General features: G+C 44.9%; 14 protein-coding genes. 8 read left to right on the top strand and 6 right to left on the bottom strand.

Annotated elements, in window-relative coordinates; all coding sequences use genetic code 11:
• Positions 1–133 precede the first annotated feature (133 nt).
• On the top strand, positions 134–724 hold the full coding sequence (locus FXV75_RS03580) for an LPP20 family lipoprotein (RefSeq protein ID WP_148831212.1): 591 nt from the start codon (positions 134–136) through the stop codon (positions 722–724).
• 130 nt (positions 725–854) lie between these two features.
• The gene (locus FXV75_RS03585; protein WP_262368455.1) at positions 855–1,889 is read left to right on the top strand and encodes a DUF3080 domain-containing protein; all 1,035 of its coding nucleotides are present in this window, start codon (positions 855–857) and stop codon (positions 1,887–1,889) included.
• On the opposite strand, the gene FXV75_RS03590 is transcribed toward FXV75_RS03585, so the two are convergent.
• A complete protein-coding gene (locus FXV75_RS03590; protein WP_148831213.1) occupies positions 1,886–2,209 on the bottom strand; it encodes a hypothetical protein in 324 nt (107 codons plus the stop codon). The two genes, FXV75_RS03585 and FXV75_RS03590, sit on opposite strands and share 4 nt — an antisense overlap.
• Positions 2,210–2,492: 283 nt before the next feature.
• On the opposite strand from FXV75_RS03590, the gene FXV75_RS03595 reads away from it, so the two are divergent.
• From FXV75_RS03595 to FXV75_RS03610, 4 genes are all read left to right on the top strand, one after another.
• Positions 2,493–3,557 (top strand): diguanylate cyclase, encoded by a 1,065-nt coding sequence (locus tag FXV75_RS03595; RefSeq protein ID WP_148831214.1) that lies wholly within the window; start codon positions 2,493–2,495, stop codon positions 3,555–3,557.
• A gap of 104 nt (positions 3,558–3,661) precedes the next feature.
• Positions 3,662–4,642 (top strand): glucokinase, encoded by a 981-nt coding sequence (glk, locus tag FXV75_RS03600; RefSeq protein WP_148831215.1) that lies wholly within the window; start codon positions 3,662–3,664, stop codon positions 4,640–4,642.
• 14 nt (positions 4,643–4,656) lie between these two features.
• Entirely contained in the window at positions 4,657–6,132 is a 1,476-nt protein-coding gene (gene zwf / locus FXV75_RS03605; protein ID WP_148835199.1) for a glucose-6-phosphate dehydrogenase, read from the top strand.
• 20 nt (positions 6,133–6,152) lie between these two features.
• Positions 6,153–6,776 carry a bifunctional 4-hydroxy-2-oxoglutarate aldolase/2-dehydro-3-deoxy-phosphogluconate aldolase gene (locus FXV75_RS03610; RefSeq protein WP_148831216.1) on the top strand — a complete coding sequence of 208 codons (624 nt, stop codon included), beginning with the start codon at positions 6,153–6,155 and terminating at the stop codon, positions 6,774–6,776.
• A gap of 149 nt (positions 6,777–6,925) precedes the next feature.
• On the opposite strand, the gene rpoD is transcribed toward FXV75_RS03610, so the two are convergent.
• The 4 genes from rpoD to rpsU all read right to left on the bottom strand — a co-directional run bounded on the left by rpoD (position 6,926) and on the right by rpsU (position 11,701).
• Entirely contained in the window at positions 6,926–8,764 is a 1,839-nt protein-coding gene (gene rpoD, locus FXV75_RS03615) for an RNA polymerase sigma factor RpoD (RefSeq protein WP_148831217.1), read from the bottom strand.
• Between the two features lie 115 nt (positions 8,765–8,879).
• Positions 8,880–10,874 (bottom strand): DNA primase, encoded by a 1,995-nt coding sequence (gene dnaG / locus FXV75_RS03620; protein ID WP_148831218.1) that lies wholly within the window; start codon positions 10,872–10,874, stop codon positions 8,880–8,882.
• A gap of 4 nt (positions 10,875–10,878) precedes the next feature.
• Positions 10,879–11,325 carry a GatB/YqeY domain-containing protein gene (locus FXV75_RS03625; protein WP_148831219.1) on the bottom strand — a complete coding sequence of 149 codons (447 nt, stop codon included), beginning with the start codon at positions 11,323–11,325 and terminating at the stop codon, positions 10,879–10,881.
• A 160-nt stretch (positions 11,326–11,485) separates the two neighbouring features.
• Positions 11,486–11,701: a 30S ribosomal protein S21 gene (rpsU, locus tag FXV75_RS03630; RefSeq protein WP_009835737.1), complete on the bottom strand. Its 216-nt coding sequence runs from the start codon at positions 11,699–11,701 to the stop codon at positions 11,486–11,488.
• 414 nt (positions 11,702–12,115) lie between these two features.
• On the opposite strand from rpsU, the gene tsaD reads away from it, so the two are divergent.
• Positions 12,116–13,153, top strand: coding sequence for a tRNA (adenosine(37)-N6)-threonylcarbamoyltransferase complex transferase subunit TsaD (gene tsaD, locus FXV75_RS03635; RefSeq protein ID WP_148831220.1), 1,038 nt, complete (start codon positions 12,116–12,118; stop codon positions 13,151–13,153).
• A gap of 1 nt (position 13,154) precedes the next feature.
• On the top strand, positions 13,155–13,520 hold the full coding sequence (gene folB / locus FXV75_RS03640) for a dihydroneopterin aldolase (protein WP_148831221.1): 366 nt from the start codon (positions 13,155–13,157) through the stop codon (positions 13,518–13,520).
• Here the strand turns inward: folB and FXV75_RS03645 are convergent.
• A complete protein-coding gene (locus tag FXV75_RS03645) occupies positions 13,517–14,617 on the bottom strand; it encodes a tRNA nucleotidyltransferase (RefSeq protein ID WP_148831222.1) in 1,101 nt (366 codons plus the stop codon). The two genes, folB and FXV75_RS03645, sit on opposite strands and share 4 nt — an antisense overlap.
• Between the last annotated feature and the right edge of the window lies 1 nt (position 14,618).

Genomic DNA, 14,618 nt, shown 5'->3' on the forward strand with positions numbered 1-14,618 from the left:
TAAGAACATAAAAGGGCGCTATTTATAGCGCCCTTTTTTTTGTGTTTTATAGCCTAAATGCACTAAAATAAATGTGTTTTCAAGGTGTCTAGGTTTTATCTAGCTGAGTCGTTCGTTATTGAAGGGAAATAAAATGAAATTGAAACTGGTTAGTTTGCTTGTCTCGAGTGTGGTTCTTGTTGCTTGTAGTAAAGAGGTGATTAATGCACCTGTTGCAGCAATCCCTGATTGTGTTTTTGCGGATGGTTCTAATCAAGCTGCTCCAGATTGGGTATGTGGTGCGCCATTAGAGGGTGTTGCTCTATCTGCGGTTGGCTACAGTGAAAAATCGGCGGCGGGACCTAATTATATGAAACAAATGGCGGCGACCGCAGCGCGCGTGGAATTGGCTCAAGTATTAAGTGTTGACCTGCAAAATATGGTGAAGCAGTACGTTGAAACAACGGGCGCAGGTGACGCCGAAACGGTTGATCGTGTAAATAGCGTAGTGACTAAGCAAGTTACCGAGCAAAAACTGATTGGCTCTAAAGTGGTTCGTCAAATGCCTACACCGACTGGTGGTTTGGTTGTATTGGTGGGTTTAAACCCAGCGGAAGCGGAAGAAGCGGCGGAAGGTATTTTACGTTCGTCAATGCGAAATGAAGCCGCTTTATTTCAAAAAATGGAAGCCGAAAAAAGCTTTGATGAGCTCGCTGCAGAAATTGTAAAGCGTCGCGCTAATTAAGCTAATTAAGCTAATGGCGAGGGTGGCAGTCTGCTTTGTGGCCCTCGTTTTCTTAATGTATTAACAAAGTTATGAGATTGAAACTGTCTACGTCGTGTTTGTTGCCGTACCTTTGTCGTTGGGGGTTTTGTTGAAGGTATTACCCGCTTTATGTATTCGAGTGATCTTGTGTGTCATCACTCTTATTGTCATTGGTGCCTGCGATACCCGCTTTAAGGCGGAAATATTGCTGTCTCAATATGTGGCTGATTTAAGTCGTTCTGCGCTCCTCGATTTTTCGGCACCTAATAAGATCATGCCAGATGCCTTACCTTCTGCACGTTATCGTCAACAGACGTTAACTCAATTTGATATCGGTCTATTAGATTTTTTGTCTTTACAACAGTGCGATGTTGGGGTTGTTGTTGGCAAAAAAAACAGCATTCTTGGTAAGGTAATGCCAGATAGCCAACGTTTTTTATATGAGCTGGATATTATTCGTGCAATTGAGTCATGCGATATTAAGAATGATGCTTTAGCGGCGGAGTTATTGAGCGTTGCACAGAAAAAACGTGATGAATTACCTGCGGCGCTGGGTAACGCTATTTTTAATGGTGCTGAATCCGAGGCTTTTTTCAGTTTATCAAATGGTTTTTTGCCACTAGATTACACCACGTCTGAGCAGCAACTATTGTTGGATGCATTGAATCGACTTGTCAATATTGCTGAAAGTCTTCATGGTCTTCCTGACGTTGATGCCGTGGTATTTGAAGGGGATTTAAAAGTGTTGATGGACAGTGAGTACGCCGGACGTTTGTTGTATTCTTTGGCTCAAGTGACGCAGTCTTTAACACAGGTTACTGCCCAGATATCGTCCCTTGATCAGTCGGTGTGTGGTGCGCCAATAGGATACCTTAAACAACAATTTGAGGTGGATTATGTTGAACAGATACAGCCTTATATGGGCCGCATAAACCAAGGTGCCTATTTGGTTTTACCTCTACTTGATCGCCTAGTAAGCGCCGTTCAACCACTGACCGTTGACATGGAGCACTTTGTCAATCAGCTCTCCTTGGTTCATGTTCGCAGTATATGGCGAGGTTATCAAATAGCCTCTCAAAACCATGCGAAGCAATGGAGCGTTTTATTTAAACAGTGTGGCGTACTTTTGGCGGCAGTATCTTAAATGTGCATGTTAATGTGCTGTTCGAGGTTTTTAACGGCATCGTATTGGTAAGCAGGGCCGTCGGATAAGGGCTCTTGGCTTAAAGCTTTTAGTAGGGCGAGATTGGCAATTGGGTTGTGACTGATGCTGTGTGAAAATTGCATGGGACGAGTTATAGCGTGCGGTTTATGAAAGTTTAATGTGTCGGGCGTATCCTGCAGTGAAGGGCCAGGTTGATTAAACAAACTCATTAGTAGGGCGAAGTGCGCATTGCCGGTAACAGATTGACCGGCTTTACTGCCTTGGGTAACCTGGGTTTCGACAATTTCTCTTATATTCATTTTAACGTCCGCTCATTTGTCTGTGATCTATCTATCGGCATTTATTGGAGTATCTTAAGAAAACAGCCAATTAATTACCGTTGCTATCAAGGTAAGGCGTCTTCTTGTTGAAAGGCGCCCTACCTTGATGTGTCGTAGGTCGATGCAGCAAATTTTGCTCAATGTGTAGCTCAAACCAGTGAAGCGTCGTACTATAAGGCGTAATAGAGCGATTATTATTACGTTCTTGTGCTTTTATTCAAAAAAGTGAGCCGCCTGATGGCTGTGCGGTAAGGCATAATGCATGCATGATATTAATGAGTTGATCGATAACGTAAGGCATAACGAAGAAATTGCGCGTAAATTTTTCGAAATAGAGCGTTGTATTCTGTCAATTGGGCGTTGTGATCAGTTTGTTTCTACTTTGACCAAAGAAGTGCAAAAGCAGTTTAATGTGCCTTATGTTTGGGTGAATCTGATTAACGAGGCGCCACTTTCTCATTTGATTGAGAGTCTTGAAAAAACACCAGATCTGCGTGACCGAGTGATATTTACTCGACGCCGTTTTATGATCGATATTATAAAATCAAGCAATAAGACGATTTTGGTGAATGCGAATTTGAGCCGTTGTTGGGATATTATTCCTCCAGTGTTTCGCGATGTCGTGTCTTCACTTGCAATTTCACCGCTTACGATTGATGGTGAATTGGTGGGCTTATTTTGTCAGGCTGATTCAGACAGTACGCGTTATGATGCCGCCACTAAAGATACATTTTTACTCGATCAACTGGCGATAAAAATCTCCATTTGTTTGAGTAATGTGACGGCCAGAGAGAAGTTAGAGTACTTGGCAACGCGCGATCCTTTGACCGGATTATTAAACCGTCGACAACTTGAATTGATGTTGGATAGGGAATTTGCTCGCACTAAGGTTCAAGGGCGAGATCTCGCCGTGGTCTTTATTGATTGTGATGCTTTTAAGTCGGTCAACGACACCTTGGGCCATAATTGTGGTGACGAAGTGCTAGAGTATATTGCAAAGCGCTTATTAAAGTACGTGCATAAACAAGGCTTGGCGTTTCGTTTTGCCGGCGATGAGTTTGTCTTTGTTATGCCAGGTAAAAGTTATGAACAAGCCATTTTGGTGGCAGAATCCATACAAGACTATTTGCAATCCAATCCGCTGAGGTATAAGTCAAATCTTGTCCCTATTACCATCAGTTATGGTGGTGCCAGTGTGATCTCTGACGCACCGAACAGCTATAAATACTTGTTAAAAATCGCGGATGAGCGCCTTTATAATTATAAAAATAACCGTAAAAGATCCGTACCAACAAAAGTCTTCAAATTTTTAAATCGACTTCGTTGATTTATGTAATTTTATTACATAAATGGTGAGGGTTTTTGAGTGTTACGGTATTTTTCACTTCTGTTTTGTTGTAAAATTTCAAAAAAATTAGATAAGGTTCATTTATGTCTCATGCCTTAATCGCTGATCTTGGTGGTACTAATGCGCGCTTTGCTTTAGTGCCTATCCATCATTACGATCCCTTAGAAGTTAGGGTTCTCCCTTGTGCAAATTACGACACTTTTTTTGACGCGGCAGCCGACTATATCGATTCATGTAGTGTTGCAATGGAAGATATTGAAGCGATTGTGTTGGCCATTGCCGGTCCGGTCAATCAGCCAATTATCCGTTTTTCCAATAATCCATGGCAATTCACCCGCTCTGAAGTCCAATCGTATTTTGGCGGTGACAAATCAGTTGCTTTTTTAAATGATTTTGATGCGGTTGGTCATTGTTTGGAGATTCTAAAACCAGACGATCTTGTGGTGGTGGGTGAGTCTTCTGCGGTGGATACGACAGGTGTCTGCTGGGTGATAGGGGCTGGAACGGGTTTGGGTATCTCTTGCGTTGTGCCGCAGGCGGATGGACCAAACATTGTTTTGCCTGGTGAGGGTGGTCATGTTGATCTGTCTGCTTGCAATGAAGTGGAAGACAATATTTTGAAGTTTTTGCGTACTCGTCATCATCGCGTTTCCGCTGAACGTGTTCTTTCAGGTATGGGACTTGAAAATATTTATGAAGCCCTTTCGTTACAATCGGGTATTGAGAAGCGCTTAACGGCTCCTGCTATTGGTGAGGCTTTAAAGGCAGGTGATGACCCCATTGCTATTGCTGCTCTTGAACAATTTTTTGTCTTTTTAGGGCGAGTTATTGGGGATCTTGTATTGTCTGTTGAGTCCCGTGGTGGTGTTTACATTGCGGGTGGGATTGTGCCACGGTATTTGAATGAAATAGTAAAAAGCGGTTTTCGTGATGCAATGAACGATAAAGGCCGTATGAAAGCATTTGTTTCCCCCATTCCAACTTTTGTTGTGATGTCAGAATACCCAGGGCTGATGGGGTGCGCATGTTACGCATCTCATCTTGTATCGAAAGCCAAGATTTAGTTGGAGAGTTGAGAATGAAGGCCAGTTTAAAAGCCTGTGATGTTGTAATTTTTGGTGGCGGTGGTGATCTTGCGATGCGTAAGTTGCTGCCAGCCTTGTACCATTTGGATATGGACGGTCTGCTTGCCCCGACGACTCGAATTATTGGAGCTTCAAGACGAGAAGTGAGTACTGAAGAATATCAGAAAAAAATTCGTGTAGCGCTCGATGAATTTGTTCCTTCTAGTATTGGCGATGAAAAAACATGGCCGCGCTTTAAAGAACGCTTGAGTTATGTGTCTGTTGATGCTCAGCAAGAAGCCGACTTCACACGATTAAATGACCAGCAGGTTGGCGGTGACAATCGTGATGTTGTGTTTTATCTCGCTACGTCTCCTGATTTGTTTGGGTCTATTTGTTCTTCACTGGCGATTCATGGCCTCAATGCCGATCGTATGCGTGTTGTGTTAGAAAAGCCGTTAGGTCGAGATCTAGCCTCTTCACGAGCTATCAATGACGAAGTCATGAAGAACTTCAATGAGCAGCAAGCGTTTCGGATTGATCATTATTTAGGTAAGGAAACGGTTCAAAACTTATTGGCGATTCGCTTCGGTAACACGTTATTTGAACCACTTTGGGACAGTGCGCATATAGATAATGTGCAGATTACTGTATCAGAGACGGTTGGTGTAGAGGGTCGTTGGGGTTATTACGATAACGCGGGTGCCATGCGCGATATGGTGCAAAACCACTTAATCCAGTTATTATGTCTAGTGGCGATGGAGCCACCAGGGCGTATGGATGCCGATTCTGTGCGCGATGAAAAGATCAAAGTGCTCAAGGCGTTGCGTCCTATTGCTGGGGCAAATGCCTATACCAAAACAGTACGTGGCCAATATGCGAAAGGCATGATCAAAGGCAAAGATGTGCAAGGTTATTTTGATGAAGAGGGCAGTAACCCGAATTCTAAAACAGAGACCTTTGTTGCTTTACGTGCTGATATTGACAACTGGCGTTGGGCTGGCGTCCCATTCTACCTAAGAACGGGTAAGCGCTTAGGTCAACGTTATTCAGAAATTGTTATTCAATATAAAGCGGTGCCGCACAGTATTTTTAGTGATGAAAGTAACCGTCAGTTACAGCGTAATCAGCTGATTATTCGTTTGCAACCTGAAGAGAAAATCTCACTGACGGTAATGAACAAAGTGCCTGGTGCGAGCGAAGGCATGAATCTTCAGCCGGTTGATTTGAACTTGAGTTTGACCGAAGCCTTTAATGATAAGCGCAGTCCTGAAGCGTACGAGCGTTTGTTATTAGACGTTATGCGCAATGATGCGACCTTATTTATGCGCTATGATGAAGTGGAAGCGGCTTGGAAGTGGGTTGATGGCATTATGTCAGCGTGGAATCAAACCAGCGAACGCCCTAAAGAGTACGCTTCCGGTTCGTGGGGGCCTGCGGCATCTATGGCGCTACCTATTAAAGATGGCCGTAACTGGCACGATTATTAAGTGATAAAAGGAACAAGACAATGACGACTTCTTATACTGCAGAACAGGTAATGACAGCGACTTCCGTAGTGCCTGTTATTGTTGTCGATAATGTGGAGCAAGCGGTTGCGCTGGGTAAAGCACTTGTTGCGGGTGGTGTGCCCGTTTTAGAGGTTACACTGCGTACGCCAGCCGCCTTAAAGGCTATCTCCGCGCTTCGTAAAGAAGTACCAGATGCGATTGTTGGGGCGGGTACTGTGTGTTCTCGTGCTCAATACATTCAAGCTATCGAAGCGGGATCACAATTTATTATTAGCCCTGGAATGACGGCAGACTTGTTGGCGGTAGGGAAAGAATATGACGTGCCTTATTTGCCTGCTGTGGCGACCATTTCGGATATCTTGTTAGGCATGGAATACGGTTACGATCGTTTTAAATTTTTCCCAGCAGAAGTGAATGGTGGTATCAAGGCGCTAAAAGCATTTGGCGGACCCTTACCTCAAATCAAGTTTTGCCCAACCGGTGGTATTGGTGCTGACAATTTCCGTGACTATTTAGCTTTGCCAAACGTGTTGTGCGTGGGTGGGTCTTGGATAGTACCGACTGATCTTGTGAAAGCCGGTAAATGGAGTGAAATTACCGAGTTGGCAAAATCAGTGGCTTAGTAATTGGTTGATAATAAAAAGGGAAAGACATGAGTCTTTCCCTTTTTTTTGCTTCTAAATTAAGGCTCTATTTCTGCAGCCATTCAACCTAAAAAAACGCTGGTTAAAAGCCACGGTTTTTGAATTTCTAGCCTTTCTTTAGTGTATTTTTAATCGTCTAAGAAGCTTCTTAAATGTTCGGAGCGGCTAGGATGGCGTAGTTTACGCAAAGCTTTTGCTTCGATTTGACGAATGCGTTCGCGTGTCACATCAAACTGTTTGCCCACTTCTTCAAGTGTATGATCAGTATTCATGTCAATGCCGAAACGCATACGCAGTACCTTAGCTTCGCGAGCGGTTAGGCCAGCAAGCACCATGGTGGTGGATTCACGTAAGCCTTCGATGGTCGCGATGTCGATAGGAGACTCGGCGCCATCGTCTTCTATGAAGTCGCCAAGGTGAGAGTCTTCATCGTCGCCGATCGGGGTTTCCATGGAAATCGGCTCTTTCGCTATTTTCAACACCTTACGAATTTTGTCTTCTGGCATGTCCATACGAGCCGCTAATTCTTCAGGTGTGGCTTCGCGCCCCATCTCTTGTAGCATTTGACGAGAGATGCGATTCAGTTTGTTGATCGTTTCAATCATATGCACAGGGATGCGTATCGTGCGCGCTTGGTCGGCAATTGAGCGAGTAATCGCCTGACGTATCCACCATGTTGCGTAAGTAGAGAACTTATAGCCACGACGATATTCGAATTTATCTACCGCTTTCATCAAGCCGATGTTGCCTTCTTGGATCAAGTCTAAGAACTGCAGTCCACGGTTGGTGTATTTTTTCGCAATAGAGATAACCAGACGTAAGTTGGCTTCTACCATTTCTTTCTTAGCACGACGAGAGCGTGTCTCGCCGATAGAAATGCGACGGTTAATTTCTTTTAATTCAGCGATGGTTAAGCCAGTGTCTTTAGCGACTGCACGAAGTTTACGTTGGCTGCGCATAAACTCAGCTTCGTTCTCTTCAAGCATGCTAGCGTAATCAGCACCAGAAGCAATTTGCTCTTTTAGCCAGTCTTGATTGGTTTCATTGCTTGGAAAGCGTTTCAAAAACTCGGTTCTTGGCATGCCAGATTTACGTACGCACACTTGCATGATTAAGCGCTCTTGATCACGCACTTTTTCCATTCGAGAGCGTACACGATCAACCAAATCGTCAAACAATTTAGGCACCAGCTTGATGGGTGCGAAACTGATGCTTAATTCTTCTTGTTTGCTCTGAACGGCAGGGTTTTGTCTGTCGTTGCTCTCAAGTAAGACTTTTAGCTCATTATAAATTCGAGCAATATCGTTGAATCGTAATGCGGTCTCTTCAGGATCGGGGCCGTTGTCCGTTTCTTCTTCGGTAGAATCCGAATCGTCATCGTCATCCTCGTTGTCATTAGACTCTTCTTCAATGACAGGTTCTTCTATTACGGCTTCTTCAAAAACAGGCTCTTCGCCATCGCCATCGATAAAACCGCTGAATATGTCGCTTAGTCGGCCTTCTTCTTCCTGTACTTTTGCGTAGGCGTTTAGCAAAACGTCGACGGCGCCAGGAAAATACGACACGGCGGCCATGACTTCACGTGTGCCTTCTTCGATGCGTTTGGCTATGGCAATTTCGCCCGCGCGCGTTAAAAGCTCGACGGTGCCCATTTCGCGCATGTACATGCGAACTGGGTCTGTTGTTCTGGTGATATCGCCTTCTACAGCGGCCAAGGCAGCAGCGGCTTCTTCGGCGGCCGCTTCGTCGGTGGAGTCACCTTCTTCCATAAGAAGGCTATCTTTATCGGGTGCAACTTCAGAAACCGTAATGCCCATGTCATTGATCATGGCAATAATTTCTTCAACTTGCTCCGGGTCTGAAAGGTCATCTGGGAGATGGTCATTAACTTCAGCAAAAGTTAAGTAACCTTGTTCTTTGCCCTTGGAGATCAGCTCTTTGAGACGTGACTGTTGAGTGTCTGGCATTCGACAACCTATCGTTAGAAATTCATTTGGGAGTTTAGCAAGCCGCGGATTATACTAAATTTAATCACTTTCATCCATAGAATCCTTGCATTTTTGATTGAAAATCAAGCAAACGCTAGTGTTTTTTTTGTCTGATTAAGTCCATCAAATGTCGTAGTTCCTGCTTGCTACTATTATCCTTTATGGATTCGTTTCCTCTGCTTTTCAACCGTTCGATGCTGCTATTTAAACCAAGGTTCTTTTCCATGCTCGATATCATGTCTTGCACTTCTTGTTGTGCGTTGGTTATTTTTTGCTTGGTAGTGGCGTCTTTGTGGTTTAAAAGTGCGTATACAGAAGTAATGGTGGTGTTATCTGTCGCTTCTCCAATTAAGTGTCCTGTGTTTTTAGTAGGGTATTTTGCGAAATATCGCCATATTTTACAAAATAATTGCAGTTCTTCATTTGCCTGATTAATTAAAGGGTCTGGCAGGTCAATGTCTTTTGCAATGTGGGGATGTAACAAAAGGCATATTGAGGCTTGCTTAATGCGACTCAGGCTTGGTGCGGCTGGAGGCAGTGCTGGCTCATCATTGAAAAACAGACCTTTTACGAAGGGTTTTTTGCCAAACGGTTTTTGAGTCGTGTGCTGTTTTTTGGGGTAGCCTGTCGAGGCGCTTGAGCCAGAAGAAAGAGGGTAGTCCGTATATTCTCCAACTGGCGCTTCATCGTCATAATAACTGCTGTGTGGATGGTCAGTATCGAAATGAGGAGGGTGTTGCTCGCTTTGGTGAGTGTCTACTGTGGGGGGGTGTGCCTGACGACGTGTTTTAAAGACGGTATTGCCAAGCGTTTCTTTATCTATACCTGATTGATCACTCAGCTGTCGTATGAGTACTGAGCGAAACGTGAGTTCTTTGGGGATTTCGCGGATCATCTCCATTGCATTTCGGGCGAACTGTGCTTCGCCTTCTTCATCGCCAAGGGTAACCTGGTTTCGAGCATGATCGAATAATACGTGAGACAAGGATGAGGCATCTTCCAGTCTAAGATTAAACGCTTCTTTGCCTTCTTTTCTAACCAATGAGTCTGGATCCTCACCTTCTGGTAAGAAAAGAAAACGAATTTGTTTTTCGTCCTGCATCACGGGTAAAGCCGCTTCAAGCCCACGAATAGCGGCCGCCCGTCCCGCTTTGTCGCCATCAAAGCAGAGCACTACTTTGCTGACCAATTTAAACAGTTTGCGTATGTGTTGGCTGTTAACCGATGTGCCCAGTGTGGCTACAGCGTTGGTAATGCCATGCTGCGCTAGCACGATAACATCCATGTAGCCTTCGACAACGAGAATCTGATCAAGTATTGGTGTATTTTGTTTGGCTTCAAATAAGCCGTAAAGCTCTTGGCTTTTTTGAAATACCGGTGTTTCGGGGGAGTTCAGATACTTGGGTTTTTCGTCGCCAAAAGCACGCCCACCAAAAGCGATAACGCGGCCACGAGAGTCGCGTATTGGAAAAATAATGCGGTCGCGAAAGCGGTCGTAATAGTGTCCCGGTTGATCTTTCTTTTCGATCAACATACCGCCCATAAGCAGTTGTTCTTGGCTTTCAGCCCGAGTGCCGACTTTTTTGAGTAAGTTGTCCCAGCCTGGCGGTGCGTAACCCACACCAAAAACTTTAGCAATTTGCCCTGATAGACCACGGTCTTTGGATAGGTAATCGGTGGCTTTCTTTTTATCTGGATGTTGGGTGAGTTGTTGCTGATAAAACTGCGAGCTTTCCGACAAACGTTTCAGTAGTTCGGCGTTTTGCTCGTATCTATCAGGTGCACCTTGCTCTCTCGGGACTTCCATTCCAGCGTCTTTGGCGAGCATTTCAATGGCGTCGACAAAGTCCAGATGGTCGTGCTCCATCACAAAAGAGATGGCGTTGCCACCGGCTCCGCATCCAAAGCAATAATAAAATTGTTTGTTCGGATTTAAGCTAAAAGAAGGGCTTTTTTCATTGTGAAAAGGACAGAGGCCACTGTAGTTCTGGCCGGTTTTTTTTAAGCTAATACGAGACGCAACCACATCGGTTAGGTCGGTTCGAGCGAGAAGCTCGTCAATAAACTGATCAGGAATGCGTCCCGCCATGGTGTTAGCCTAGTTGTGCTTTTACTTGTTTGCTGATTTGCGCCATGTCGGCACGGCCCTGAACCTGAGGTTTTACAAGAGCCATAACGGCGCCCATTTGTTGCATAGTGCTTGCGCCGGTTTCGATAATGGCGGCTTTAACGATCTCACCTACTTCGTCATCTGTTAGTGGTGTCGGGAGAAACTCGCTGATAATAACCATTTCTTCTTGTTCGATGAGGGCGAGATCGTCACGGCCACCGTCGATGAATTGTTGATTCGAATCTTTACGTTGCTTGTTCATTTTATCTAGTACGGCTAATACGCGTGCATCGTCAAGTTCAATGCGCTCGTCAACTTCAATTTTTTTGCACTCAGACAAAATGGTACGAATAACGGTAACGCGTTGTTTTTCTTTGGCGCGCATGGCGGTTTTCAGTGTGTCTGAAATGTGCTTTTTTAGATCTGACATGGAAAGCCTCTTTGCAGTCATTGGGAGAGAGTAATGTAAGTAAAAACTAAGCAAAAAAAAGCGGCTAGTTGGTTAACTAGCCGCTTTTTTATAAGCCTAAAAACAATTTGTGTCTAGGCAAAACATTCGTAATGATCAAATTGCCAGATGGCAAAGTGGCCTAGTACAAACGTTGGAATTTCTTCTGTTCGCGAGAAACTTTCTTCGCGTGACGTTTAACGGCAGCAGCAGCGGCACGTTTGCGAAGTGTAGTGGGTTTCTCGTAGCATTCACGACGACGAACTTCAGCCAAAACGCCTGCTTTTTCACAAGAGCGTTTGAAGCGACGTAGAGCGATGTCAAAGGGTTCGTTATCTTTTACTTTTACAGCTGGCATGTATTTACCTTTAATATTGATTTTTTAAAGTTTAAGTATTCACAAAAACGGCGTGAATCATACCCGTATTTAATGGGCTTTCAAAGCGCGCTTTTGTTGAACAGAGTGTGATTCACTATGAATCAAATTTCCTAGGCGGTGCCTAACCCTGAACAGACTGTTGTCGCGTCTGTAACGGTATTCAATTTTAATAGGGTGTTTGGGCTGCCATTTCACTTTCTTTAGAAGCTATGTGCCAAACGAAAAAAATCACCTGCCTTTTAATTTAAACATTTAAAACGCGCGCATTATAATCACTTTGATCTGATTTGTCTAACTTGATTTAACATAACGACGAATGAAGTACCGCTTCGCGCTGCAATGGCGTTGGCAGATAAGGTACAATGCGTCTAAATTATTAATGAGAGTATTCTGATGAAAGTATTGGGATTAGAAACCTCCTGTGATGAAACGGGCATTGCGATTTACGACACGGACAGAGGATTGTTGGCGCACAAAATATATTCTCAAATTGCGCAACACGCTGAATACGGTGGCGTGGTGCCAGAGTTGGCTTCTCGCGATCATGTGCGTAAAACCTTGCCGCTGATTGATGAGGTGTTGCTAGAAGCGGGCATGAAAAAGTCTGAGTTGGATGCCATTGCTTATACCAGTGGGCCAGGCTTAGTCGGTGCGTTGATGGCGGGGGCAACCATCGGTCGTGCTTTGGCGTATGCTTTGACTATTCCTGCCTTAGGTGTGCATCACATGGAAGGTCATCTTTTGGCGCCTATGCTAGAAGCGTCGCAACCTGAGATGCCTTTTATTGCGCTTTTGGTCTCTGGTGGTCATACCCAGTTAGTTAGAGTCGACGGCATTGGCGAGTATAAATTGTTAGGGCAATCACTGGATGACGCCGCTGGCGAAGCCTTTGATAAAGCCGCTAAGATGATTGGGTTACCGTACCCCGGTGGGCCGCAAATTGCCGCGTTGGCGAAGCAAGGTAACCCAAATTCCGGCCTTAAATACCCTCGTCCGATGACGGATCGCCCAGGGTTAGATTTTAGTTTTAGTGGATTGAAAACGGCGTTTCTTACGTCGATTCATGCGGCACTGGATGAAGGACGTTGTGACGAGCAATTTAAAGCGGATGCGGCGCTGGCGTTTGAAACCGCGGTCGTTGAGACCTTGGTTATCAAATGTCGTAGAGCGTTGGAAGCAGAAGGTTTAAAACAGCTGATTATTGCTGGCGGTGTGAGTGCAAATCAACGTTTGCGAGAACAGCTAGAAAGTCAGCTGCAAAAAATTCGTGCCCGTGTTTTTTATGCACGCCCCGAGTTTTGCACGGATAATGGTGCCATGATCGCTTACGCTGGGGCGCAACGTTTGCTCAATGGGCAGTCGTCACCGCTTAATCTGTCCATCCGAGCACGCTGGCCCTTGTCTGAATTACCTCCATTAAAGGCGTCTTAATATGAAAGATTTGGTGTTTATTGAAGGGCTTAAAACCCAAGCGGTCATTGGTGTGTACGATTGGGAGAAGAAAATTCTCCAAGATCTGGTGTTCGATCTGGAAATGGAGCATGACAATCGTATTCCAGCTGCCACTGATGATCTGTCTAAAACCTTGGACTACGAGGCTATTTCGAATCACATTATGGCATTTTGTGCCGAGCGTCAATTTGAGTTAATTGAAACGTTGGCGGAACATTTGGTGAGTGAATTAATGGGCGTATTTAAGCTGAATGCCGTGACATTGACGCTGAGAAAGCCCGGAGCGATTAGCGCCGCGCAGTCTGTTGGTGTCAAAATCCATCGTAAATCAGCGGTGACTTATTAAATTGAGGCATCACTAATAAAGGGCGATAAGCTCTTGTTTAGAGCCTCTATTCGAGACTGTTTTAAAGCCAGTCCTAGCTCGGCGCCACTGACACCTTGTTTAATTAAGGCTGTGGCACTAAGGCCCGCTATCGTATCGCGCAGTGTTATCCAGTCTTCTATTCTGGTGCCTGTCAAGAGGCTCAGTACGTGGATGAGCAGCCTGTAGGGTTGTGGCTTTTTGATGGCGTTGACTGACATTAGCCATTTTTCCCACTGTTCGGCCGTCATGACAGTGTGTTGATGTTCAATAAAACCACGCACTTGTTCGGCGAGAATTTTAAATTGATTAGAACAGCGAATGCGCTGGTGTAACGCGATGAGTGCTGGCATTGGTGTCGATTGAGTTATGATTGCCCAGCGTTGGGCAGGTGTTAAGTCGGATTGAATGTGAGTGAAGGTGTTTTTTTGCCAAATGAACCCTGGAAACAGTGGGGTTATTGCATTGGCTTGTTGTAACACGTCAAAAAAAATGTCGGCATGCGGTGTTCTAAGCGCTTTCTCTAACTCCTTCCAAACTCGCTCGGGGCTTAGGGTTAAAAGCTCCCCTGAGGCGCTGATGGCTTGCATTAGTGTCATGGTATCGGGCGCGACTATAAAGCCAAAATCATGAAAACGTGCAGCAAAACGAGCCACGCGCAATACTCGAAGTGGGTCTTCCACAAAAGCGCTAGAGACATGGCGAAGTAGCCGGTCGTCAAGATCTTGTTGGCCATTAAAGGGATCGATCAGTTGTCCGTCTGAGGTTTGTGCGATGGCGTTAATGGTAAGGTCGCGGCGCTCTAAATCTTCTTCTAAACGAATGTCAGGGGAAAAATCACAAATAAACCCTGTGTAGCCCTCACCTTGTTTTTTCTCTTTTCGAGCAAGCGCGTATTCTTCTTTGCTTTTAGGGTGTAAATACACGGGGAATTGCTTACCGACTTGCTGGTAACCTTGTTGCTCGAGTTGAGCAGGAATGGCGCCCGTAACGACCCAGTCATGATCGTAAACAGGCAGTTTGAGCAGTGAATCTCTGACTGCGCCACCCACAAGATAGACCTGATAAGACATCGTCATG

It is taken from the genome of Marinomonas sp. IMCC 4694 (assembly GCF_008122525.1).
Lineage (GTDB): Bacteria > Pseudomonadota > Gammaproteobacteria > Pseudomonadales > Marinomonadaceae > Marinomonas.